At 63.2% G+C, this 22,728-nt stretch carries 19 protein-coding genes and 1 pseudogene; 6 read left to right on the forward strand and 14 right to left on the reverse strand.

What is annotated here, in order from left to right:
* Nucleotides 1–12 precede the first annotated feature (12 nt).
* The 5 genes from ACTYOL_RS25670 to hutU form a co-directional block, all read right to left on the reverse strand.
* On the reverse strand, nucleotides 13–1,536 hold the full coding sequence (locus ACTYOL_RS25670) for an HAL/PAL/TAL family ammonia-lyase (protein WP_444757291.1): 1,524 nt from the start codon (nucleotides 1,534–1,536) through the stop codon (nucleotides 13–15).
* Between the two features lie 8 nt (nucleotides 1,537–1,544).
* Nucleotides 1,545–2,375: a quaternary amine ABC transporter ATP-binding protein gene (locus ACTYOL_RS25675; RefSeq protein ID WP_054894807.1), complete on the reverse strand. Its 831-nt coding sequence runs from the start codon at nucleotides 2,373–2,375 to the stop codon at nucleotides 1,545–1,547.
* On the reverse strand, nucleotides 2,372–3,223 hold the full coding sequence (locus ACTYOL_RS25680) for an ABC transporter permease (RefSeq protein ID WP_063541402.1): 852 nt from the start codon (nucleotides 3,221–3,223) through the stop codon (nucleotides 2,372–2,374). The genes ACTYOL_RS25675 and ACTYOL_RS25680 overlap by 4 nt, the downstream gene beginning before the upstream one ends.
* 26 nt (nucleotides 3,224–3,249) lie before the next feature.
* Complete coding sequence (locus ACTYOL_RS25685; RefSeq protein WP_444757292.1) at nucleotides 3,250–4,218, reverse strand: ABC transporter substrate-binding protein; 969 nt, start codon at nucleotides 4,216–4,218, stop codon at nucleotides 3,250–3,252.
* Nucleotides 4,219–4,378: 160 nt separating this feature from the next.
* Complete coding sequence (gene hutU / locus ACTYOL_RS25690) at nucleotides 4,379–6,058, reverse strand: urocanate hydratase (protein WP_063541406.1); 1,680 nt, start codon at nucleotides 6,056–6,058, stop codon at nucleotides 4,379–4,381.
* Nucleotides 6,059–6,070: 12 nt separating this feature from the next.
* On the opposite strand from hutU, the gene ACTYOL_RS25695 reads away from it, so the two are divergent.
* Complete coding sequence (locus ACTYOL_RS25695; RefSeq protein ID WP_444757293.1) at nucleotides 6,071–6,403, forward strand: hypothetical protein; 333 nt, start codon at nucleotides 6,071–6,073, stop codon at nucleotides 6,401–6,403.
* Between the two features lie 104 nt (nucleotides 6,404–6,507).
* On the opposite strand, the gene ACTYOL_RS25700 is transcribed toward ACTYOL_RS25695, so the two are convergent.
* Together ACTYOL_RS25700 and hutC are read right to left on the reverse strand one after the other, a co-directional pair.
* A complete protein-coding gene (locus ACTYOL_RS25700) occupies nucleotides 6,508–7,083 on the reverse strand; it encodes a HutD/Ves family protein (RefSeq protein WP_063541408.1) in 576 nt (191 codons plus the stop codon).
* On the reverse strand, nucleotides 7,080–7,790 hold the full coding sequence (hutC, locus tag ACTYOL_RS25705) for a histidine utilization repressor (protein ID WP_172964844.1): 711 nt from the start codon (nucleotides 7,788–7,790) through the stop codon (nucleotides 7,080–7,082). The genes ACTYOL_RS25700 and hutC overlap by 4 nt, the downstream gene beginning before the upstream one ends.
* A 143-nt stretch (nucleotides 7,791–7,933) precedes the next feature.
* On the opposite strand from hutC, the gene ACTYOL_RS25710 reads away from it, so the two are divergent.
* Nucleotides 7,934–9,298: a formimidoylglutamate deiminase gene (locus tag ACTYOL_RS25710; RefSeq protein ID WP_444757294.1), complete on the forward strand. Its 1,365-nt coding sequence runs from the start codon at nucleotides 7,934–7,936 to the stop codon at nucleotides 9,296–9,298.
* 55 nt (nucleotides 9,299–9,353) lie between these two features.
* Here the strand turns inward: ACTYOL_RS25710 and ACTYOL_RS25715 are convergent, their stop codons facing one another.
* Nucleotides 9,354–9,926, reverse strand: coding sequence for a lipocalin family protein (locus ACTYOL_RS25715; protein ID WP_065863888.1), 573 nt, complete (start codon nucleotides 9,924–9,926; stop codon nucleotides 9,354–9,356).
* Nucleotides 9,923–10,177 (reverse strand): outer membrane protein assembly factor BamE domain-containing protein, encoded by a 255-nt coding sequence (bamE, locus tag ACTYOL_RS25720; RefSeq protein WP_054895277.1) that lies wholly within the window; start codon nucleotides 10,175–10,177, stop codon nucleotides 9,923–9,925. The genes ACTYOL_RS25715 and bamE overlap by 4 nt, the downstream gene beginning before the upstream one ends.
* A 222-nt stretch (nucleotides 10,178–10,399) precedes the next feature.
* Here bamE and ACTYOL_RS25725 point away from each other — a divergent pair.
* Nucleotides 10,400–11,434 (forward strand): annotated as a pseudogene (locus tag ACTYOL_RS25725) (HAMP domain-containing protein); the annotation flags it as partial.
* A 129-nt stretch (nucleotides 11,435–11,563) separates the two neighbouring features.
* A complete protein-coding gene (locus tag ACTYOL_RS25730; protein ID WP_370671317.1) occupies nucleotides 11,564–12,289 on the forward strand; it encodes a methyl-accepting chemotaxis protein in 726 nt (241 codons plus the stop codon).
* A 52-nt stretch (nucleotides 12,290–12,341) separates the two neighbouring features.
* Here the strand turns inward: ACTYOL_RS25730 and ACTYOL_RS25735 are convergent, their stop codons facing one another.
* From ACTYOL_RS25735 to ACTYOL_RS25745, 3 genes are all read right to left on the reverse strand, one after another.
* On the reverse strand, nucleotides 12,342–12,938 hold the full coding sequence (locus ACTYOL_RS25735) for a DUF924 family protein (protein WP_054895278.1): 597 nt from the start codon (nucleotides 12,936–12,938) through the stop codon (nucleotides 12,342–12,344).
* Nucleotides 12,939–12,941: 3 nt separating this feature from the next.
* A complete protein-coding gene (locus ACTYOL_RS25740; protein ID WP_054895279.1) occupies nucleotides 12,942–13,952 on the reverse strand; it encodes a class 1 fructose-bisphosphatase in 1,011 nt (336 codons plus the stop codon).
* A gap of 228 nt (nucleotides 13,953–14,180) precedes the next feature.
* Nucleotides 14,181–16,631 (reverse strand): glycogen/starch/alpha-glucan phosphorylase, encoded by a 2,451-nt coding sequence (locus tag ACTYOL_RS25745; protein ID WP_444757295.1) that lies wholly within the window; start codon nucleotides 16,629–16,631, stop codon nucleotides 14,181–14,183.
* Between the two features lie 186 nt (nucleotides 16,632–16,817).
* On the opposite strand from ACTYOL_RS25745, the gene ACTYOL_RS25750 reads away from it, so the two are divergent.
* Nucleotides 16,818–17,222, forward strand: a complete 405-nt coding sequence (locus tag ACTYOL_RS25750; RefSeq protein ID WP_054895281.1) for a YkgJ family cysteine cluster protein — start codon at nucleotides 16,818–16,820, stop codon at nucleotides 17,220–17,222.
* 216 nt (nucleotides 17,223–17,438) lie between these two features.
* Here ACTYOL_RS25750 and typA read toward each other — a convergent pair whose 3' ends face one another.
* Both typA and thiI read right to left on the reverse strand, forming a co-directional pair.
* Nucleotides 17,439–19,259 carry a translational GTPase TypA gene (typA, locus tag ACTYOL_RS25755; RefSeq protein WP_054895282.1) on the reverse strand — a complete coding sequence of 607 codons (1,821 nt, stop codon included), beginning with the start codon at nucleotides 19,257–19,259 and terminating at the stop codon, nucleotides 17,439–17,441.
* A gap of 127 nt (nucleotides 19,260–19,386) precedes the next feature.
* The gene (thiI, locus tag ACTYOL_RS25760) at nucleotides 19,387–20,841 is read right to left on the reverse strand and encodes a tRNA uracil 4-sulfurtransferase ThiI (protein ID WP_444757296.1); all 1,455 of its coding nucleotides are present in this window, start codon (nucleotides 20,839–20,841) and stop codon (nucleotides 19,387–19,389) included.
* A gap of 480 nt (nucleotides 20,842–21,321) precedes the next feature.
* Between thiI and glnA the strand changes: the two genes are divergently transcribed.
* Nucleotides 21,322–22,728, forward strand: coding sequence for a glutamate--ammonia ligase (glnA, locus tag ACTYOL_RS25765; RefSeq protein ID WP_065863890.1), 1,407 nt, complete (start codon nucleotides 21,322–21,324; stop codon nucleotides 22,726–22,728).

Here is a 22,728-nt window from a genome sequence, read left to right on the forward strand (position 1 = left end):
TTGTTATTTTGTTTAGTGCAGCGCAGCCAGCAACGGCTGCGGCAACCGGGGATCCTTGAGCAAGGCCGCGGTGCTGGCGATGTCCGGCGCCAGCCAGCGGTCCTGCAGGTAGGCCGGCACGCTCTCGCGCAGCAAGCGCCAGGCCGCGTCGGTGCCCGCGCCGAAACGCTGTTCCTTGAGGAATTCGAATGCCTGGGCGGCCAGCAGGTACTCGATGGCGAGGATCTGCGTGCAGTTCTCCAATACCTGGTGCAGCTTGAGTGCGGCATTGGTGCCCATGCTCAGGTGATCTTCCTGCAGCCCCGAGGTGACGAAATTGTCGAGCACCGCCGGCTGCGCGAACTGGCGGTTCTGCCCGCACAGCGAGGCGGCGACGTACTGGGCGATCATCATCCCCGAGTTGACGCCGGGGTTGCTGACCAGAAACGCCGGCAGGCCACTGACATGCGGGTTGACCAGGCGGTCCAGGCGGCGCTCGGCGATCGAGCCGATCTCGGCCATGGCGATCGCCAGCAGGTCGGCAGCCAGGGCCACCGACTGGCCGTGGGGGTTGGCCTGCGAGACCACACGGAAATCGTCCGGTGTACCGAGCAGCAACGGGTTGTCGGTGGCGCCGTTGAGCTCGGCCTCGACCTGACGCACCACATGGGCCAGCTGGTCGCGGGCCGCGCCGTGCACCTGAGGAATCGAGCGAATGCTCAGGGCGTCCTGGGTCCGGATGCCTTTGCTCGAAGCGATCACTTCACTGCCATCGAGCAGCGCGCGCAGGTTCTCGCCCACCAGCTGCATGCCTGGGTGTGGCTTGAGGGCGATGATCTCGGCGTCGAACGCAGCGATCTGGCCGCGCAGGGCCTCGAAGCTCATGGCGCCGATCACATCGGCCCATTGCAGCAGGCGGCTGGCGTCATCCAGCGCAAGGCTGGCGAGGCCGGTCATGCACGGCGTGCCGTTGACCAGGCATAGCCCGTCCTTGGCTCCGAGCTGCACCGGCGCAAGCCCGGCATCGGCCAAGGCCTCGGCGGCCTCGACGAGGCGCCCGCGATAACTGACCTTGCCCACACCCAGCAGGCTCACGCCGATGTGGGCCATGTGCGTGAGATAGCCCACCGAGCCCTGGGACGGGACCTGCGGGGTAATGCCCTGTTCGAGCAACGCCAGCAGCGCCTCGACCACCGAGCGCTGCAGGCCCGACTTGCCATGGCTGTAGTTGACGATGGCGGCGCAGATGATCGCTCGCGTCTGTTCGTCCGGCAGCGCCGGACCGACGCCGCAGGCGTGGCTGAGCAAGGTGTTGCGCGACAGCGCGCTGAGCTGCTCGCCCTGCAGCGAGACGTTGCACAGGGCGCCCAGGCCGGTGTTCACGCCATAGGCGCGCACGCCGCTGTCGACGATACGCCGGACGATGGCCTGGGCATTGTCGATACGCGCCCACACCTGCGGCGCCAGCTCCAGGCGCGCGCCGTGGCGAGCCACGGCGGCGATGTCCTGCCAGCGTACCGGCCCGTTGCCGATCACCACGACTTCAGGTTCCGACATGATGCTCCTCATACCGCGACGGCGCGGCGCTGAACGAAACGGTCAACGTATTCGTCGGCCGGCGAGTGCAGGATTTCCTGCGGCGTACCAACCTGGATCAAGCGGCCATCCTTGAGGATGGCGATGCGGTTGCCGATGCGTACCGCCTCGTCCAGGTCGTGGGTGATGAAGACGATGGTCTTGTGCAGGGTTTTCTGCAGTTCCAGCAACTGGTCCTGCATCTCTGCGCGGATCAGTGGGTCGAGGGCGCTGAAAGCCTCGTCCATGAGAATGATGTCGGTATCGGCGGCCAGTGCCCGGGCCAGGCCCACACGCTGGCGCATACCACCGGAGAGCTGATGCGGGTACTTCTTCTCGTAGCCCTTCAGGCCCACGGTCTCGATCCACTGCAGCGCGCGCTCCTGGCACAGCTGCTTGCTCTCGCCACGCACCTTCAGGCCGTAGGCGACGTTGTCCAGCACATTGCGGTGCGGCAGCAGCCCGAAGCTCTGGAACACCATGCTGATCTTGCGTCTGCGGAATTCGCGAAGGGCTTCCATGTCGTACTGCAGGATGTCCTCGCCATCGACCAGGATCTGCCCGCTGGTGGGGTCGATCAGGCGGTTGAAGTGGCGCACCAACGTGGACTTGCCCGATCCGGACAGGCCCATGATGACGAAGATCTCGCCGCTGCCGATCGACAGCGACAGGTCGTTGACCCCGACCACGCAGCCGGTCTGCGACAGCACCTGCTCCTTGCTGCGCGCCTCGCGGATCAGTTGCAGGGCTTCCCCGGCGCGCTCGCCGAAGATCTTGAAGACGTTCTTCACTTCGATCTTGCTGATCGGCTGCGTGCTCATTTGCTCACCTCATGACGTGGCCGACCATAGGCCTGGGTAATGCGGTCGATCACCACCGCGAGAATCACGATGGCCAGGCCCGCTTCGAGGCCGCGGCCAACGTTGAGGGTCTGGATACCGACCAGCACATCCTCGCCCAGGCCACGGGCGCCGATCATCGAGGCGATCACTACCATCGACAGGGCCATCATGGTGGTCTGGTTGATCCCGGCCATGATGCTTGGCAGTGCCAGCGGCAACTGCACGCCGAACAGTTGCTGCCAACGGTTGGCGCCGAAGGCGTTGATCGCTTCCATCACCTCGCCGTCGACCTGGCGAATGCCCAGGTCGGTCAGGCGAATCAGCGGTGGTGCGGCGTAGATGACGGTGGCGAAGATCGCCGGCACCTTGCCCAGGCCGAACAGCATCAGTACCGGAATCAGGTACACGAAGCTGGGCATGGTCTGCATGATGTCCAGCAGCGGCATCAACACCGCCCGCAGGCGGTTGCTGCGCGCCGACAGGATGCCCAACGGAATGCCCACCAACACCGAGATCAGCGTGGCCACCAGCATCAGCGCCAGCGTCTGCATCAGCTTGTCCCACAGGCCGACGGCGCCGACCAGGAACAGCAGGCCGGCGATCACCAAGGTCGGCAGGATGCGGCGGGTGGCGTGCCAGGCGATGACCGCGACGATACCCAGCATCAGCCACCAGGGCGTTGCACGCAGCAGGCCTTCGAGGTTGACGATGGCCCACAGCAGGGTGTCGGAAATGTGCCGGAACACATCGCCGTAGTTGGTCACCAGCGCATCGACCCAACCATTGACCCAGTCGGCGATGGAGAATGTGAGATTGTCAGGGAACATAGGTACCACTCATCAGGTGAGGACGCTCAGAGCGCCGCATTGATCTTCTTGGCAGCGTCTTCACTGACCCACGCCTGCCAGACTTCAGGATGTTCCTTCAGGAAGATCTTGGCCAGCTTCGGCGATTCGATGCGTTCCTTGCTCATGCGCCCCAGGTTCTGGTTGAGAATGTCGATCGGGATATTGACCTTCTCCAGCACGCCGACCAGCTCCGGCGCTTGTTCGTGGAAGGTTTTCGACAGGCCGACCTTGATCGACACGGTCTTGTCGACGCCCAGTTTTTCCTCGAGCTTGACCAGGTCGATCTGGCCCATCAGCGGGGTTGGCGTCCAGTAGTAGAAGAGGATCGGCTCGCCGCGCTTGTAGCTCGACAGCGCCGCCGCATCCAACGCAGGGCCGGTGCCCGGGCGGAAGTTGGTGAATTTGTCTTCCAGGCCGTATTCCTTGAGCATCTGGGTGTTGTCCAGCTCACAGGTCCAGCCGGCCGGACAGTTGTAGAAACGGCCTTTGCTTGGTTCTTCAGGGTCCTTGAAGAGGCTGGCGTACTGGGCCAGGTCGGCCACGCTCTTCAGGCCTGGCGCCTTGGCTTCGAGCTTGCGCTTGGCATCGCCCTCGATCACGTAGCGCGGCACGTACCAGCCTTCGACCGCACCGACCACCGGTGCGCCGACGCCGACCACCTTGCCGGCTGCCTCGGCCTTTTTCCACACTTCGCTGCGACCCACCCACTCCTCGGCAAAAACCTGGATATCGTTGGTGCCCAGGGCGTTCTCCATGGTGATGGAGTTGCCCGGCAGGCTGTCGGTCTTGCAGCCGTAGCCCTTCTCGAGCACGAACTGCATCACATCGGTCAGCAGCATGCCGCTTTCCCAGTTCAGCCCGGCGAATTTCACCGGTTTGCCGGATTCGCACCAGGTAGCGGCCTGAGTGGCACCGGCGCTGCCGAGCAGGCCAAGGGCGAACAGCGAAGCAAGCAAGGTCTTGTTGGTTTTCATTGCGTGACGCTCCCAAACTTAAGAAGTGGAAATCGGCAGTCCTTGCAAAGAAGGTGGATCACCTGGAGCCACTGCGTGCCCCTTCGCGGGCAAGCCCGCTCCTACAGTAGGAGCGGGCTTGTCCCGCGATGGGGCTGCGCAGCAACCCCTGGGACGCGGATCAACCCGTGATCATCGGCAGGTTCAGACCCTGCTCTTTGGCGCAATCGATCGCAATCTGGTAACCGGCGTCGGCATGGCGCATCACACCGGTGGCCGGGTCGTTGGTCAGGACGCGGGCAATACGCGCCGCCGCTTCGTCGGTACCGTCACAGACGATCACCACACCCGAGTGCTGGGAGAAGCCCATGCCCACGCCACCGCCGTGGTGCAGGGAAACCCAGGTGGCGCCACCCGCAGTGTTGAGCAGGGCGTTGAGCAGCGGCCAGTCGGACACGGCATCGGAGCCATCCTGCATGGATTCGGTTTCACGGTTCGGGCTCGATACGGAGCCGGAGTCCAGGTGGTCACGGCCGATCACCACCGGGGCGGACAGCTCGCCGCTGCGCACCATTTCGTTGAACGCCAGGCCCAGCTTGGCGCGCAGGCCCAGGCCAACCCAGCAGATACGTGCTGGCAGGCCCTGGAAGCTGATGCGCTCGCGGGCCATGTCCAGCCAGCGGTGCAGGTGCTCGTCGTCCGGGATCAGCTCCTTGACCTTGGCGTCGGTCTTGTAGATGTCCTGCGGGTCGCCCGACAGGGCTGCCCAGCGGAACGGGCCGATACCGCGGCAGAACAGCGGACGGATGTAGGCCGGCACGAAGCCTGGGAAGTCGAAGGCATTCTTCACGCCTTCTTCCTGGGCCATCTGGCGGATGTTGTTGCCGTAGTCGAAGGTCGGCACGCCGGCTTTCTGGAAGTCGAGCATGGCTTGCACGTGCACCGCCATCGATTGCTTGGCGGCCTTGACCACGCCAGCCGGGTCGGTCTTGGCGCGGTCGCGGTACTGCTCCCAGGTCCAGCCGATCGGCAGGTAGCCATTGAGCGGGTCGTGGGCGCTGGTCTGGTCGGTGACCATGTCCGGACGCACGCCACGCTTGACCAGTTCCGGGAGGATTTCAGCGGCGTTGCCATGCAGGGCGATGGAAACCGCCTTGCCTTCGGCGGTGTACTTGGCGATGCGCGCCAGGGCGTCATCGAGGTCGGTGGCCTGCTCGTCGACGTAACGGGTGCGCAGGCGGAAGTCGATGCTGACCTGCTGGCATTCGATGTTCAGCGAGCAGGCGCCAGCCAGGGTCGCGGCCAGAGGCTGGGCGCCGCCCATGCCGCCGAGGCCTGCGGTCAGAACCCAGCGGCCCTTGAGGCTGCCGCCGTAGTGCTGGCGACCGGCTTCGACGAAGGTTTCGTAGGTGCCCTGGACGATGCCCTGGCTACCGATGTAGATCCAGCTGCCGGCGGTCATCTGGCCGTACATGGCCAGGCCCTTGGCATCCAGTTCGTTGAAGTGCTCCCAGTTGGCCCAGTGCGGCACCAGGTTGGAGTTGGCGATCAGCACGCGCGGGGCGTTGCTGTGGGTCTTGAACACCCCAACCGGCTTGCCCGACTGCACCAGCAAGGTTTCATCGTCGTTCAACTCCTTGAGGGTGGAGACGATCTTGTCGTAGCACTCCCAGTTGCGCGCAGCACGGCCGATGCCGCCGTACACCACCAGCTCCTTGGGGTTTTCGGCCACTTCCGGATCAAGGTTGTTCATCAGCATGCGCAGCGGGGCCTCGGTCAGCCAGCTCTTGGCGTTCAGCTGGGTGCCACGTGGGGCGCGGATCTCGACGTCACGGAAAGTGGTGGGCTTTTTGTCAGTCACGAAAGGTGCTCCTTGAGCGATCTATTCAAACCCGACGAGATCGGCGGGCCGGGGCTGTTCGGTACCGTGCGGATGGGACGGCCTATCCACTATCGCGCACTTATCTTTACTTGTACATACAAGCATATGCAATTGAATTGCCAAGTCATCGAAACGGGTGGTTCGAGAGGCTCGGGCGATGGGCTGAAGGCCTCGTGGTTCAAGGCCTTGGGACGTGAAGAAAAATCGCGGGAAGGATTTGCCGGGGAATTCAGACAGCAATGGCTTTGCGCCACTTTGGGGCATTCGGTAACAGGGCGCGCTGTTTGCGGGCGTTACCGGGTAACTGTTTTGCAGGGTTTTTGAGGGCCCTATCGCGGGACGAGCCCGCTCCTACAGGTTCGATGCGCCAGCCAGACCGGCGCTGAACCTGTAGGAGCGGGCTCGTCCCGCGATAGGGCCCTGAAGACTTACAACAGTTGAGGGCTCAACTCGATAACGCAGCAGCGCCCCGATACCTCGACCTCCAGCAAACCCGCGTTACCACTGAGTTGCAGGCAGTCATACAACCCAAGCACCGACGCCTGCCCCTGGATCCCGACGCGCAGGTCCGCCTCGGCACTGAACACCAGCACGGTCTCGGCCGAACTGAACAGGCGAGTACCCCCCATGAACCACTGCAACCGCGCGCGGTAGCGGTTCGGCGCATAGATCAGGTTGAAGTCGCGGATCGGTCCACCCTGCAGCGTGCAGGCGACCTGGCTCTCGCCGCTGAACGCAAAGGCATCGAACGGCAGCAGCGGCCGGCTTTCGTGACCGTCCACCGACAAGCGCATGCCATCGCCCTGCAGCACGGTGATGATCCGCTGGTAACCGGTGAAACTGGAAAAGCCGCCGGAAGCCTCGATATCGGCGATCGACAGGCGCCAGCCGAACCCGTCCAGGCCAACGCCCGCATCGCGGGTGATCTCTTCGGTAGACCCACCACCGTTCTTCCAGGGCATGCGCGGATAATCGCGGGCACGCAACAACTGCAGCTGGCTCATTTGCTAAAACGTCCTTCCAGGCGATGACGGGAACCGGGATGAATCAAGCGCGCGGCGGTGACCGGCTGGCGGCCTGACCAGGTACGCCGACGGATGAGCAGGCAGGGCTCGCCACGCTCGATCTGCAACAGCTTGCATTCGTCTGGGTCAGCCAGGATCGCTTCGACCACGTGCTCGCCTTCGGTCAGCGGCGCGACCTGGGACAAGTACGCATAAGGCGTCTGCCGGGTGAAATCCTGGCGCAGGTAATCCGGGGCGATCGCCGCGTTCACATAGCGATCCTCGATCTGCACCGGCACATCGTTTTCGTAGTGCACGATCAGCGAATGGAACACCCGCTGCCCCTCGCGCATGTCCAGGGCCATGGCGCGCTCGGAACCTGCGGCCTCCTCGGCGAGGATGATCACCTGGCAGCGGTGCTGATGCCCGCGGCTGGCGATCTCGTCGGCAATGTTGTTGACTTCGAACAGCGCCGAGCGCGTCTTGGGTTCGGCGACGAAGGTCCCGACGCCCTGCATGCGGACCAGCAGGCCCTCGGCGGTCAGCTCGCGCAGGGCGCGGTTGATGGTCATGCGGCTGAAGCCCAGCTGGCTGACCAGCTCGCTTTCCGACGGGACGCGATGATGAGGCGGCCAGCTGCCGTTTTCGATCTGCTGGACGATCATCTGCTTGACCCGCGCATACAGCGGCGCCGGCCCTTCGCCCATCTGGGCCACCAGCGCGGAGACGGAAGGTGTCGGCACGGCTATGCATCCTTGTGCAATTTGATTGACGGTAGCTTGCCGCAGTTTACCCGGCAGGCAAACGTCTGTATATGTATATACAAATAACGATACAGGATGACCGAGTGATGTCCGCCTACTTCGCCGAACGCGCCCTGCTCCCTTCAGGCTGGGCCAGCAATGTCCGCCTCGAGGTGTCCACCGACGGGCGCCTCGAAAAAATAGACGTGAACGCCAGCGCCGAAGGCGCCGAACGCTTGGCCGGCCCGCTGCTGCCGGGCATGCCCAACCTGCATTCCCACGCCTTCCAGCGCGCCATGGCAGGCCTGGCGGAGGTGGTCGGCAATCCCAACGACAGTTTCTGGACCTGGCGCGACCTGATGTACCGCCTGGTCGGCCTGATCACTCCCGAGCAATTGCAGGTCATCGCCCGCCAGCTGTACATCGAAATGCTCAAGGCCGGCTACACCTCGGTGGCCGAATTCCACTACGTTCACCACGACAATGCCGGCACGCCCTACGCAGACCCCACCGAGCTGTCGCGCCAGATCAGCGCGGCAGCGAGCGCCAGCGGCATCGGCCTGACGCTGCTGCCGGTGCTGTACTCCCATTCCGGCTTCGGCGGCCAGGCGCCGAACGAGGGCCAGCGTCGCTTCATCAACTCCACCGAGCAGTACCTGCGCCTGCAGGACCAGCTCAAGCCGCTGCTGGCCGCGCAACCCGCGCAGCACCTGGGCCTGTGTTTCCACTCGCTGCGCGCGGTAACGCCACAACAGATCGCCGAAGTGCTGGGCGCCAGCGACAAGGCGTGCCCGGTGCACATCCACATCGCCGAGCAGCAGAAGGAAGTCAACGACTGCCTGGGCTGGAGCGGCCGTCGCCCGGTGCAATGGCTGTACGAGCACGTCGAGGTGGATTCGCGCTGGTGCCTGGTGCATGCAACCCACGTCGAGGCCGACGAGGTCAGCGCCATGGCCCGCAGCGGCGCGGTGGCAGGGCTGTGCCTGACCACCGAGGCCAACCTGGGCGATGGCATCTTCCCGGCCGTCGACTTCCTGGCCCAGGGCGGGCGCATGGGCATCGGCTCGGACAGCCATGTCTCGCTGAGCGTGGTCGAAGAGCTGCGCTGGCTGGAGTACGGCCAACGCCTGCGCGATCAGCGACGCAACCGGCTGTACCGCAGCGACCAGCCGATGGTCGGCCGCACACTCTACGACGCGGCGCTGGCAGGCGGCGCGCAGGCCCTGGGGCAAGGCATTGGCGAGCTGGCGGTGGGCAAGCGTGCCGACTGGCTGGTGCTCGATGGCCAGGATCCGTACCTGGCGACCTCGAGCGGCGACGGCATCCTCAACCGCTGGCTGTTCGCCGGCAGCGACCGTCAGGTACGTGATGTGATGGTCAACGGCCAGTGGGTGGTACGCCAGGGGCGACATGCGCTGGAAGAGCAAAGCGGGCAGGCATTCGCCGCGGTACTGCGCACGCTGCTGGGCTGAAAGCCGGCGCGATCAGCTGCGGATCGCGCCAGGCCTGACCTGGAGCCCGGCAGACTCAATGCCGGGCAACGATCGCCTTGTCCGACACCCGCCAGATCAGCCGACTGGTGTCATACCCCTGCTGGCGAGCTTTCGACAGCAGGTTCTCGCGCTCCCACGCCGGCAGGCTCGGAGTTCGCGACAGGATCCACAGGTACTTGCGATTCGGGCTGCCGACAATCGCAGTGCGGTAGTGATCGTCCACGTACAGGATCCAGTAGTCCGCCTTGGTCAGCCCCGGTACCAGGCGCGTGAACCAGTTGTCGAACTCTACCCACAACTTGTCGGTGTGCCCCGGCGCCTCGATGCCCGCACGACCTTCGGCGCGCAACCATTCATCACCTTCGGTACGGCAACGGTTGAGCACACCCAGGCTGCCATCGGGCTTGAGGTTGTAATGGGCTTCGGACTGCGCGCAGCCTTCCTGGAAGCGCATCGGCAGGCGGGCCAGTTCGAACCACTTGCCCTGGTAGCGCTTGAGGTCGACGTTGCCGGCCGTCTTGGGCGCCAACGAATCCACCGACGAGCTGGCACACCCGCCCAATACCAACGCCAGACCCAGCGCCAGCAGCAGATGCGCGGCCCTCATTTGAGGCCCTGCCCGGAGTACATCAACACCTTGTCAGCGGCGTACTGAACACTGATGAAGCTCTTCTCGTCCCCCCAGGTACAGCTGCTCATGCCGAGCGCGCCCGAGCACTCCTTCGGCGACCCGAGCAGTTGCTCGACCTCGGCCTTGCTCATGCCGGCCTTGAGCTTGGAATAGTTTTCCTGGTTGATCTTGCTGCAGGCGGTCAGGACGACCAACAAGGACAACAGGGCGAGGGAACGCAACGACATGAAGGGCTCTCCTGGAGATGGATGCAACAGGCGAGACGGCCTGCAGAGACCTTAGAAGCGAAAATGCCTCCCCGGTTCCCTGCTACCCCTGCTTTCGTACCATGCCGTTGGTCGGGTCCCGTCACAAATCTCTCATGGCTAATTCATCACGGGCGACATAGCATTCAGCGATGTGGCCCTTTGCCGCACCCTCCTCCCGAAATGCCTGCGCAGACCTTGCACATGACAAAAAATCTCAAGTTCAGCCACAAGATCCTGGTGGCCGCCGCACTCGTGGTGGCCGTCGCCTTCGCCTGCTTCGTGCTGTTCAACGACTATCGCCAGCGCCAGTCGCTGCGCAGTGATACCGAAACCAACCTGCAGGAACTGGGTAACCTCACCGCGGGCAATATCCGCACCTGGCTCGACAGCCGCATCCAGTTGCTACAGTCGTTGGGCCAGCAGGTCGCCGTGGACGGCCCGGAAAAGGCCAGCCTTGACCGCAGCCTGGCGCTGCCGGTCTACGCCAGCAACTTCCAGCTCACCTACTTCGGCGGCAAGGACGGCCGTATGCAATCGGTGCCGGCCGGCAATCGCGCCCCCGACTACGACCCGCGCGCCCGCGGCTGGTACAAGGCCGCCAGCGCCGCCAACCAGACCATCATCACCGAGCCCTACATCTCGGCGTCGGCCGGCAAGCTGGTGATCACCCTTGCCACGCCCGTGCAGCAGGCCGGCCAACTGATTGGCGTCAGCGGCGTCGACACCGACCTGCAGACCATCAGCAACCTGGTCAACGCCCTGGACTTCGGCGGCAAGGGCCACGCCTTCATCGTCAACGGCGAAGGCAAGATCCTCATCCATCCCAAGGCCGAGCTGGCACTCAAGACCCTGGCAGACGTCTACCCCAACAACACCCCGCGCATCGGCAAGGGGCTGGCCGAAGTCGAGGCAGACGGTCGCAGCCAGTTCATCAGCTTCACCCACGTCGATGGCGTGCCGGCGGACTGGTACGTCGCACTGGTCCTGGACCAGGATGCTGCCTTCGCCATGCTCGGCGAACTGCGCACCTCGGCGGTGGTGGCCACGCTGATTGCCGTGGTGGTGATCATCGCCCTGCTGGGCCTGCTGATTCGTGTGCTGATGGAGCCGCTGCACGTGATGGGCCGAGCCATGCGCGATATCGCCGAGGGCGAAGGCGACCTGACCCGGCGCCTGACCATCCACGGGCAGGACGAATTCGGCAGCCTGGGGCAGTCGTTCAACCGCTTCGTCGAGCGTATACACGAGTCGATCCGCGAAGTGGCTTCGGCCACTGGCCAGGTCAACGCCGTGGCCAAGCAGGTGGTGAGTGCATCCAACGCCTCCATCGACAACGCCGACCAGCAGTCCAGCCGCACCAGCAGCGTGGCGGCGGCGATCAACCAGCTGGGCGCCGCAGCCCAGGAGATCGCCCAGAACGCCGCCCTCGCCTCGCAGCACTCCAGCGACGCCCGCGACCTGGCCGCGGAAGGCCAGCAGGTGGTTGGCCAGACCATCGATGTGATGAACAAGCTGTCGGCGCGAATCAGCGATTCGTGCGGCAATATCGAGACGCTCAACGCCCATACCGCGAACATCGGCCAGATTCTCGACGTGATCAGCGGTATCTCCCAGCAGACCAACCTGCTGGCGCTCAACGCCGCCATCGAAGCAGCGCGGGCCGGCGAGGCAGGGCGTGGTTTTGCCGTGGTGGCCGATGAAGTGCGCAACCTGGCGCACCGCACCCAGGAGTCGGCGCAGCAGGTACAGGGGCTGATCGAGGAATTGCAGGCCGGCGCGCAAGTGGCGGTGAGCACCATGAACCAGAGCCAGCAGCACAGTGATCACAGCGTCGAGATCGCCAACCGCGCAGGCGACCGCCTGGGCAGCGTGACCCAGCGCATCGGCGAGATCGACGGCATGAACCAGTCGGTGGCCACGGCGACCGAAGAGCAGACGTCAGTGGTGGAGTCGATCAATGTCGACATCACCGAGATCAATACGCTGAACCAGCAAGGAGTGCAGAACCTGCAGAGCACCTTGCGTGCCTGCAACGACCTGGAGCATCAGGTCGATCGGTTGAAGCAGTTGGTGGGGAGTTTCAGGATATAAGGTTCGGCGGCGCCTTCTTCGCGGATAACTCCGCGAAGAAGGCGCCGCTGATTCAGAACCGGGAACCCGGCTCCAGCAGGAAGTCCATCTCTTCACTGGTACTCGGCCGCCCCAGCATCAGGTTGCGATGCGGGAAACGCCCGAACCGCGCGATCACCCGCTGGTGCTGCTCGGCATAGTCCAGGAAACCTTCGAACAACCGGCGATTGGCCTCGGGTTGCTCGTCCAGCAAGACCTGGTAGCGCTCCACGCACAGGTTCTGCCAATCCAGCACCTCGGCGTGCTCCAGCACCAGCAGCACGAACACGCGCTGGATCGGCAGCAGCTGATAGTCCCAGCCCTTCTGCAAACCCTGCATGGCCACCACCTGGGCACGCCGGTCGCCGTCGAAGGCGCGCGGTGTGTCGCGGTAGATCATGCGCGGCAACTGGTCGAGCAGGATCAACAACCCCAACCAGCCCTGCGGGCTCTGCTGCCACTCATCGAGCCCACCCGCCAGGGCCTGCTCGACCAGATCGCCGAACAGTGCCTGGGCCTCGGCATCGTCATGCTTGCCGAACCAGCGGGTGTTTTTCTCGTCAGCCACGGCCTGGGCATTGGTGCCCCAACCGAACCACCATTCCAGCAACGGCTGCCAAGGTGCGAGCATGACTTACTCCTTGTGATAGGCGGTGACGCGCTCGACCTCTTCCTTCGAGCCCAGGATCACCGACACGCGCTGGTGCAGGCTCTCAGGCTTGATGTCGAGGATGCGCTCGTAACCGTTGGTCGATGCGCCGCCGGCCTGCTCGATGATGAACGACATCGGGTTGGCTTCGTACATCAGGCGCAGCTTGCCCGGCTTGCTCGGCTCTCGAGCGTCGCGCGGGTACATGAACAGGCCGCCACGGGTCAGGATGCGGTGCACGTCGGCCACCATCGAGGCGATCCAGCGCATGTTGTAGTTCTTTTTCAGCGGCCCGGTCTCACCGGCCAGCAGCTCGCCCACGTAACGCTGCACTGGGGCTTCCCAGTGGCGCTGGTTGGACATGTTGATGGCGAACTCGGCGGTGGTTTCCGGAACGCGGATGTTCTCGTGGGTCAGGACGAAGCTGCCCAGTTCGCGGTCCAGGGTGAAGCCCTTGACGCCATTGCCCAGGGTGAGGATCAGCATGGTCTGCGGGCCGTAGATCGCATAACCGGCGGCGACCTGCTGGGTGCCTGGTTGCAGGAAGGCGTTTTCGTTGAGGGTTTCGTTCTGGCTCAGGTACTCGTTCGGGCAACGCAGCACGGAGAAGATGGTACCGACCGAGACGTTGACGTCGATGTTCGACGAGCCGTCCAGCGGGTCGAAGACCAGCAGGTAGGCGCCTTTGGGATATTTGCCCGGGATCTGGTAGGCGTTGTCCATTTCTTCGGACGCCATGCCGGCCAGGTGGCCGCCCCACTCGTTGGCCTCGAGCAGGATGTCGTTGGAAATGACGTCGAGCTTCTTCTGCACTTCGCCTTGCACGTTTTCGGTGCCCATGCTGCCCAGCACGCCGCCCAGGGCGCCCTTGGACACGTGGTGGCTGATTTCCTTGCACGCGCGCGCCACCACTTCGATCAGGAAGCGCAGATCGGCAGGAGTGTTGTTGCTGCGGGTCTGCTCAATCAGATAGCGACTCAGGGTAACGCGGGACATGTATGGCTCCGAAGTGGAAAGGGGTAGAAAAACCCCCGCAGTTTACAGGGAGAGTGGCAGCCTAGCGAGCGAAGAGACTCGCCTGGCGGATCAGACGGTGGTTCGGGCGATGAGTTCAGGCAGTTGGTCGGCGGCGGCCCCATCGCGGGGCAAGCCCGCTCCTACAGGGCCAGCGCCGTCCTTTGCAGGAGCGGCTTGCCCTGCGACCGGGCCGGAACTGACACCCTGCTAATCCAATGCCTTCCAGATCTCAGTGGCATATTCGCGAATGGTCCGGTCCGACGAGAACCAGCCCATCCGTGCGGTATTGAGCACCGCCATGCGCCACCACTCCTGCGGCGTATGCCACAGCTCCTCGACCCGCAGTTGGGCATCCCAGTACGCATCGAAATCGGCACACAGCAGGAAGCGATCATAGGCCACCAGGCCGTCGATCAGTCCGGCATAGCGCCCTGGATCATCCGGCGAGAACACACCGCTGCGGATCGCTTGCAGGACATCGCCAAGGCGCCCCGACGCTGCCACGGCAGCCGCCGCACCGAAATCGCCCGCGCGCTTGCGCGCCTCGACCTGCTGGGCGGTCAGGCCGAAGATGAACATGTTTTCCGCGCCAACCTGCTCGCACATCTCGACGTTGGCGCCGTCGAGGGTGCCGATGGTCAGCGCGCCGTTGAGGGCGAACTTCATGTTGCTGGTACCGGACGCTTCGTACCCGGCAGTGGAGATCTGCTCGGAAAGGTCGGCCGCCGGGATGATGCTCTCGGCCAGGCTGACGTTGTAGTTGGGCAGGAACACCACCTTGAGCAGCCCGCGCACGGTGGGGTCGTTGTTGACCACCCGGGCGATGTCGTTGGTCAGCTTGATGATCAGCTTGGCCTGGTGATAGCTGGCTGCCGCCTTGCCGGCGAAGATCTTCACCCGCGGCGCCCAAGCGGTGCCGGGGTCATTGCGCATGGCCTGGTACAGCGCGACGGTATGCAACAGGTTGAGCAACTGGCGCTTGTACTCGTGGATACGCTTGACCTGCACGTCGAACAACGCTTCGGGGTTGACCGTCACGCCGATGCGGTCCTGGATGATGCTCGCCAGTGCGCGCTTGCTGTGCAGGCGCTGGGCTGCGAACTGCTTGCGGAAGGTGGCTTTATCGGCATGAGGCGCCAGCGCCTTGAGCTTGCCCTCCGGATCGTCCAGCACCTCGGCGCCCAGGGCGTCGACCAGCATGCCGGTCAACTGCGGATTGGCCTGGTACAGCCAGCGGCGGAAGGTGATGCCGTTGGTCTTGTTGTTGATCCGTTGCGGATACAGCTTGTGCAACTCGGCGAACACCGTGCTCTTCATCAACTTGCTGTGCAGCGCCGACACGCCGTTGACGCTGTGCGAACCGAGAAACGCCAGGTTGCCCATGCGCACACGGCGGCCGTTGTCCTCCTCGATCAGCGACACCGCGCGCAGCACGTCGAAGTCGTGCAAGCCTTTGGCCCGCAGCGCGTCGATGTGGTATGCGTTGATCAGGTAGATGATCTGCATGTGCCGCGGCAGCATGCGCTCCATCAGCGCCACAGGCCAGGTTTCCAGGGCCTCGGGCAGCAGGGTGTGGTTGGTGTAGGCCAGGGTGCCGACCGTCAGCTCCCAGGCCTTTTCCCAGGGAATCCCGTGCTGGTCGACCAGCAGGCGCATCAGCTCGGCGACGGCGATCGAGGGGTGGGTGTCGTTGAGCTGGATCGCCGCCGAGTCCGGCAGGTTGAGCAGGTCATCGTGCATGTTCAGGTGACGTCGCAGCAGATCCTGCAGCGACGCGGAGACGAAGAAGTACTCCTGGCGCAGGCGCAATTCCTGCCCCGCTTCGGTGCTGTCCGCCGGATAAAGCACCCGCGAGATGCTTTCGGCCCGCGCCACTTCGGCCACCGCCCCCAGGTGATCGCCGGCATTGAAGCGCTCCAGGTGCAACTCTTCGAGCGCCCGGGCACGCCACAGGCGCAAGGTATTGACGCTGGAGCCGCGCCAGCCGACCACCGGCGTATCGTAGGCCACTGCACGAACGGTTTCGCCCGGCGTCCAGACCTGCCGCGCAGCACCATGGGCATCGTGCAGCGTTTCGACACTGCCGCCAAAACTGATCGGGTAGATCACCTCGGCGCGCTCGAATTCCCAAGGATTGCCGAAGTCCAGCCAGTTCTCGGTCTGCTCCTGCTGCCAGCCATCGACGATGGCCTGGCGGAACAGCCCGTGCTCGTAGCGGATACCGTAGCCATGGGCGGCGATGCCGAGGGTCGACATGCTTTCCATGAAGCACGCCGCAAGCCGTCCCAGGCCACCATTACCCAGCGCTGCATCGGGCTCGAGCAGGCGGATGCGCTCAAGGTCCACGTCCAGCCCCTCGAGCGCTTCACGGGCGATTTCCAGATAGCCCAGGTTGCTCAGGCTGTCGTACAGCAGCCGGCCGATGAGGAACTCCAGGGAGAGGTAGTAGACCCGCTTCTGGCTGCGCCGGTAGGCCTGGCGGGTGTGGTCCATCCAGTGGTCGACCATGTGATCGCGGGCGGCCAGGGCGATGGCTTCGAACCAGTCATGGTCGAAGGCATGTTCCGGGTCTTTGCCGACCGCGTAGGTCAGTTTGTCCAGTACAGCGGCGCGAAACGCGGCCACCTCGGCGTCACGAGCTTTGGGTTCCTGGGACATGCGGCATCCTCGGGCAAGTTGACGAATACGGAGGGAGATTGAAGAGACTAGACCCTTCGACAGGGAGTGACAGGCTCGGTTCGCAGTTTTCATGCCGCCTTGGCGATTCCGGCAAAAGGTTGTTCACAAATTGAACAACTCCGGTATGATCGCGCGCCCCAAGACCGTGATCCGCCCACTATTAAAATGAAACCGACCCTGATCGCCGCCGCCGAAGTCGACCGCCTGGAAACCTGGCAGCGCTACACCAGCAGCATGTGCCATGGCTGCCATTCGACCTGCTGCACCCTGCCCGTGGAGGTGAAGATCAAGGATCTGATCCGCATCGGCGTGGTGGACGAGTTCGAGAAGGACGAGCCGCCGAAGAACGTTGCCAAGCGCCTGCAGAAAGAAGGCATCATCGAACGCTTCAACCAGAAGTCGGGCATCTTCACCCTGACCCGGATGAGCAACGACGATTGCATGTATCTGGACCGCAAGAGCCGGCTGTGCACCATTTATGACAAGCGCCCGGACACCTGTCGCAACCACCCCAAGGTCGGACCGCGACCGGGGTATTGCGCGTACAAGCCCAAGGTGGTTGGGCGATAGGCCTGTAGCGCCGGTACGGGCCTCTTCGCGGGCAAGTCGGGGCGCCGAACCGCCGCTCCCACAGGTGCTGCGCAGGCCTCGGGCATTGCCCTATCCCTGTGGGAGCGGCGGTTCGGCGCCCCGACTTGCCCGCGAAATGGTCAGCGCAAATCCTGCAGGCAAAAAAAACGCCCCCGGCCTTTCGACCGGGGGCGTTTTCATTCAGCCTGAGCTAACTCAGTTCTTGGCTTTCTTGGCAGCGCGGGTGCGCTCGCCTTCGTCCAGGATCTTCTTGCGCAGACGGATCGACTTCGGCGTCACTTCGCACAGCTCGTCGTCCTGGATGAATTCCAGGGCCTGCTCGAGGGTGTGGCGAACCGGCGGAACCAGGGCGATGACTTCGTCTTTGCCAGAAGCACGCATGTTGTCGAGCTTCTTGCCTTTGGTCGGGTTCACGCCCAGGTCGTTGTCACGGCTGTTCAGACCGATGATCTGACCGTTGTAGATCTCCTGGCCGTGCTCGACGAACAGCTTGCCGCGCGCCTGCAGGGTTTCCAGCGAGTAGGTCAGGGCCTTGCCGGTCTCGACCGAAACCAGAACACCGTTCAGACGACCGGACATCTGGCCCGACTTCATGGTGTCGTAGCGATCGAAGATCGAGGTCAGGATGCCTGCACCGTTGGTCAGGGTCAGGAACTGGTTACGGAAACCGATCAGACCACGGGCCGGAATGTTGTATTCCAGGCGCACACGGCCCTTGCCATCCGGGACCATGTTGGTCAGGTCGCCCTTACGCAGGCCCATCTCTTCCATGACCTTGCCCTGGGATTCTTCAGGGATGTCGATGGTGACGTTCTCGAACGGTTCCTGCTTCACGCCGTCCACTTCACGGATGATCACTTCAGGACGGCCTACAGCCATCTCGAAGCCTTCGCGGCGCATGGTTTCGATCAGAACCGACAGGTGCAGCTCACCACGGCCCGATACCTTGAACTTGTCAGGGGAGTCGGTTTCCTGAACGCGCAGGGCTACGTTGTACAGCAGCTCCTTGTCCAGACGATCCTTGATGTTGCGGCTGGTGACGAACTTGCCTTCTTTACCGCAGAACGGCGAGTCGTTGACCTGGAAGGTCATCGAAACGGTTGGCTCGTCGACGGTCAGCGGCTTCATCGCCTCTACCGCGTCCGGGGCGCACAGGGTGTCGGAGATGAACAGCTCGTCGAAACCGCTGATGCAGACGATGTCGCCAGCCTGGGCTTCTTCGACGTCGACGCGGTGCAGGCCGTGGTGGCCCATCAGCTTGAGGATACGGCCGTTGCGCTTCTTGCCGTCGGTGTCGATGGCGACAACCGGAGTGTTCGGCTTGACGCGACCACGGGCGATACGGCCAACGCCGATAACACCGAGGAAGCTGTTGTAGTCCAGAGCGGAGATCTGCATCTGGAACGGACCTTCACGGTCAACGTTCGGCGCAGGTACGTTGTCGACGATCGACTGGTACAGCGCGGTCATGTCCTCACCCATTTCGGTGTGGTCCAGACCGGCGATGCCGTTCAGGGCCGAAGCGTAGACGACTTTGAAATCCAGCTGTTCGTCGGTGGCACCGAGGTTGTCGAACAGGTCGAAGATCTGGTCCAGAACCCAGTCAGGACGCGCGCCCGGACGGTCGACCTTGTTGATCACGACGATTGGCTTGAGGCCGGCTTCGAAGGCTTTCTTGGTTACGAAGCGGGTTTGCGGCATCGGGCCGTCCTGGGCGTCGACCAGCAGCAGCACCGAGTCGACCATCGACATTACACGCTCAACCTCGCCACCGAAGTCGGCGTGGCCGGGGGTGTCGACGATGTTGATGTGGTAGCCGTTCCAGTTGATGGCGGTGTTCTTCGCCAGAATGGTAATGCCGCGCTCTTTTTCCTGGTCGTTGGAGTCCATGACGCGCTCGTCGTTGAGCTCGTTACGCTCCAGGGTGCCGGACTGGCGCAGGAGTTTGTCGACCAGGGTGGTTTTACCATGGTCAACGTGGGCGATGATGGCGATGTTACGCAGATTTTCGATCACAACTGTATCTCGTGCAGAGGATTCGGTTTGCCGCCAGTCTAGGCGGCCAATATGAAGGTAAAAGGCTCAGCGGGCCCGCAGGTCGGGAGGGCGATGGCGGATGCTGCCGCCATACAGCCCTGGCGTCTTATGCCGGACGATAAACACGCACATTGGCATGTCCCTCACTGAGCAGGTGGTGTGCGTGCAGACGGCTCATCACACCCTTGTCGCAATAAAGCAGGTACTGCCGGTTGGCATCGAGCTGCTTGAACTTGCTGTTGATCGCGTAGAACGGCAGTGCCTGGACCTCGACGCCGTCGATCTGCAGCGGTTCGTCTTCCTGGGCGTCAGGGTGACGGATGTCGATGACGATCTGACCTGGCAGCGCCTCGGCCACTTCCTCGATATCGATATCCTTGCCCAACTCGTCGATCACGTGGTCGATGGAGATCAGCTTGGCGCGTTCCAGGGCGCGCTCGAGCACCGCCATGTCGAACTGCTTCTCTTCATGCTCCATGCGGTGGCGCTTGGCATGGGTGGTCGGGTTCACCGAGATCACACCGCAGTATTCGGGCATGTGCTTGGCGAAATCGGCGGTGCCGATCTGGTAGGCGGTATTGATGATGTCCTGCTTGTGGCTGGCCAGCAGCGGACGCAGCACCAGCTTGTCGGTGGCCGAGTCGATGATCGCAAGGTTGGGCAGGGTCTGGCTGGAAACCTGCGAGATCGCCTCGCCGGTGACCAAGGCGTCGATTTCCAGGCGATCGGCCATGCGCGCCGCGGCACGCAGCATCATGCGCTTGAGCGTCACGCCCATATAGCTGTTGTCGACCTTGCCGAGAATCTCGCCGACCACTTCCTCGAACGGCACGCTGATGAACAGCACGCGCTGGCTGCTGCCGTATTTCTTCCACAGGTAGTGCGCAACTTCCATCACGCCCAGCTCGTGGGCACGGCCACCGAGGTTGAAGAAGCAGAAGTGGGTCATCAGGCCGCGGCGCATCATCTGGTAGGCCGCCACGGTGGAGTCGAAGCCACCGGACATCAGCACCAGCGTCTGCTCCAGCGCACCCAGCGGGTAGCCGCCGATGCCGTTGTGCTGGTTGTGGATGACGTACAGGCGCTGGTCGCGGATTTCGATGCGCACCATCACTTCGGGGGTCTTCAGGTCGATGCCGGCGGCGCCGCACTGCTGGCGCAGCTGGCTGCCGACGTAGCGGTCGACGTCCATCGAGGTGAAGTCGTGGTGGCCGCCGCGCTTGCAGCGTACGGCGAAGCGCTTGCCGGCCAGCAGGTGACCGAAGTGCTGCCTGCATTTGTCGACGATGTCGTCGAAGTCGCCCAGCGGATACTCCTGCACCTGCAGGAAGTGGGTGATCCCTGGGGTGCAGGTCAGGCGTTCGATCATCTCGCGCTGGACTTTCTCGTCGTCGATGCGGGTGACCACCTCGAGATTATCCCAGACACCATCGACCACGAGCTCCGGATCCAGATCCTTGAGCACGTTGCGGATGTTCTTGCCGAGCTGGCGGATGAAGCGCTTGCGCACCGGCCGGCTCTTGATGGTGATCTCTGGGAAGACTTTGACGATAAGTTTCATTGGGTTAACAGCGCGCCCGGGGCCTGCCGAAAATGAGGGGCGCGAATTATAGCGGAAATGGCTCGAGGTTTGAGCAACTTTTGATCAGAGGTTTGTTCGAGGGCTTTCCAGGCGGGATTGATGGAGCCTGCAAAGGCCCTTTCGCGGGTAAACCCGCTCCCACAGGATCTGCGCCAACCGGTAACCCGTGGGAGCCGGCTTGCCCGCGAAGAGGCCCTCAAAAAACGCATCACATCCAAATAAGCGCACCAAAATGACGCATTAACGCGAGTAAATGCCTTTTATGAGTGCACTGCCCCACTCACTTCCCTCGCCAAACGCCCGCAAACGCCCACTTTCACGGTGCCCTCGCCATTTTCGGGCACTGGCATGCAATTTGCTCCCTTGTGATGCAGGTAAGCTTGGCCGACTATCCGCGCCCGGCGACACCCTTTTTCCAGGGCAGCGGCCAAGCGCACCCTAGACCATCCGGAGGACAACATGTCGAAGTCGGTTCAACTCATCAAAGATCATGACGTCAAGTGGATTGATCTGCGTTTCACGGACACCAAAGGCAAACAGCACCACGTCACCATGCCGGCTCGCGATGCGCTGGATGAAGACTTCTTCGAAGCTGGCAAGATGTTCGACGGCTCCTCCATCGAGGGCTGGAAAGGCATCGAAGCTTCCGACATGATCCTGCTGCCGGACGACTCGTCCGCCGTGCTCGACCCGTTCACCGAAGAGCCGACCCTGATCCTGGTCTGCGACGTGATCGAGCCGTCCACCATGCAAGGCTACGACCGCGACCCACGCGCCATCGCCAAGCGTGCCGAAGAGTTCCTGAAGACCACCGGCATCGGCGACACCGTGTTCGTCGGCCCAGAGCCTGAGTTCTTCATCTTCGACCAGGTCAAGTTCAAGTCGGACATCTCCGGCTCGATGTTCAAGATCTACTCCGAACAAGGCTCCTGGATGACCGACCAGGACGTCGAAGGCGGCAACAAGGGCCACCGCCCTGCCGTCAAAGGCGGCTACTTCCCGGTTCCGCCGTGCGACCACGACCACGAAATCCGTACCGCCATGTGCAACGCCATGGAAGAAATGGGCCTGGTCATCGAAGTTCACCACCACGAAGTGGCGACTGCCGGCCAGAACGAGATCGGTGTGAAGTTCAACACCCTGGTCACCAAGGCTGACGAAGTCCAGACCCTGAAGTACTGCGTGCACAACGTTGCCGACGCCTATGGCAAGACCGCAACCTTCATGCCGAAGCCACTGTACGGCGACAACGGCTCGGGCATGCACGTTCACATGTCGATCTCCAAGGACGGCAAGAACACCTTCTCCGGCGAAGGCTATGCCGGCCTGTCCGACACCGCCCTGTACTTCATCGGCGGTATCATCAAGCACGGTAAGGCCCTGAACGGCTTCACCAACCCGGCTACCAACTCCTACAAGCGTCTGGTACCAGGCTTCGAAGCCCCAGTCATGCTGGCCTACTCGGCCCGCAACCGCTCGGCCTCGATCCGTATCCCTTACGTTTCCAGCCCGAAAGCCCGCCGCATCGAAGCGCGCTTCCCGGACCCGGCTGCCAACCCGTACCTGTGCTTCGCTGCACTGCTGATGGCCGGCCTGGACGGTATCCAGAACAAGATCCACCCAGGCGATGCCGCCGACAAGAACCTGTACGACCTGCCGCCTGAAGAGGCCAAAGAGATCCCACAGGTTTGCGGTAGCCTGAAAGAAGCCCTGGAAGAGCTGGACAAGGGCCGTGCGTTCCTGACCAAGGGCGGCGTGTTCTCCGACGACTTCATCGACGCCTACATCGAGCTGAAGTCCGAAGAAGAGATCAAGGTCCGTACCTTCGTTCACCCGCTGGAATACGACCTGTACTACAGCGTTTGA

Source organism: Pseudomonas sp. A014, from assembly GCF_052378495.1.
In the GTDB taxonomy this organism is placed as follows: Bacteria; Pseudomonadota; Gammaproteobacteria; order Pseudomonadales; family Pseudomonadaceae; genus Aquipseudomonas; species Aquipseudomonas machongensis.

Excerpts from the sequence above, each read along its gene's own strand:
- ACTYOL_RS25680 (WP_063541402.1), bottom strand. The coding sequence starts at position 3,223 with ATGTTCCCTGACAATCTCACATTCTCCATCGCCGACTGGGTCAATGGT.
- ACTYOL_RS25750 (WP_054895281.1), top strand. The coding sequence starts at position 16,818 with ATGAAACCGACCCTGATCGCCGCCGCCGAAGTCGACCGCCTGGAAACC.
- ACTYOL_RS25735 (WP_054895278.1), bottom strand. The coding sequence starts at position 12,938 with ATGCTCGCACCTTGGCAGCCGTTGCTGGAATGGTGGTTCGGTTGGGGC.
- glnA (WP_065863890.1), top strand. The coding sequence starts at position 21,322 with ATGTCGAAGTCGGTTCAACTCATCAAAGATCATGACGTCAAGTGGATT.
- bamE (WP_054895277.1), bottom strand. The coding sequence starts at position 10,177 with ATGTCGTTGCGTTCCCTCGCCCTGTTGTCCTTGTTGGTCGTCCTGACC.
- ACTYOL_RS25700 (WP_063541408.1), bottom strand. The coding sequence starts at position 7,083 with ATGAGCCAGCTGCAGTTGTTGCGTGCCCGCGATTATCCGCGCATGCCC.
- ACTYOL_RS25745 (WP_444757295.1), bottom strand. The coding sequence starts at position 16,631 with ATGTCCCAGGAACCCAAAGCTCGTGACGCCGAGGTGGCCGCGTTTCGC.
- hutC (WP_172964844.1), bottom strand. The coding sequence starts at position 7,790 with ATGGGCGAAGGGCCGGCGCCGCTGTATGCGCGGGTCAAGCAGATGATC.
- ACTYOL_RS25670 (WP_444757291.1), bottom strand. The coding sequence starts at position 1,536 with ATGTCGGAACCTGAAGTCGTGGTGATCGGCAACGGGCCGGTACGCTGG.
- ACTYOL_RS25710 (WP_444757294.1), top strand. The coding sequence starts at position 7,934 with ATGTCCGCCTACTTCGCCGAACGCGCCCTGCTCCCTTCAGGCTGGGCC.
- ACTYOL_RS25675 (WP_054894807.1), bottom strand. The coding sequence starts at position 2,375 with ATGAGCACGCAGCCGATCAGCAAGATCGAAGTGAAGAACGTCTTCAAG.
- ACTYOL_RS25685 (WP_444757292.1), bottom strand. The coding sequence starts at position 4,218 with ATGAAAACCAACAAGACCTTGCTTGCTTCGCTGTTCGCCCTTGGCCTG.
- ACTYOL_RS25715 (WP_065863888.1), bottom strand. The coding sequence starts at position 9,926 with ATGAGGGCCGCGCATCTGCTGCTGGCGCTGGGTCTGGCGTTGGTATTG.
- ACTYOL_RS25740 (WP_054895279.1), bottom strand. The coding sequence starts at position 13,952 with ATGTCCCGCGTTACCCTGAGTCGCTATCTGATTGAGCAGACCCGCAGC.
- thiI (WP_444757296.1), bottom strand. The coding sequence starts at position 20,841 with ATGAAACTTATCGTCAAAGTCTTCCCAGAGATCACCATCAAGAGCCGG.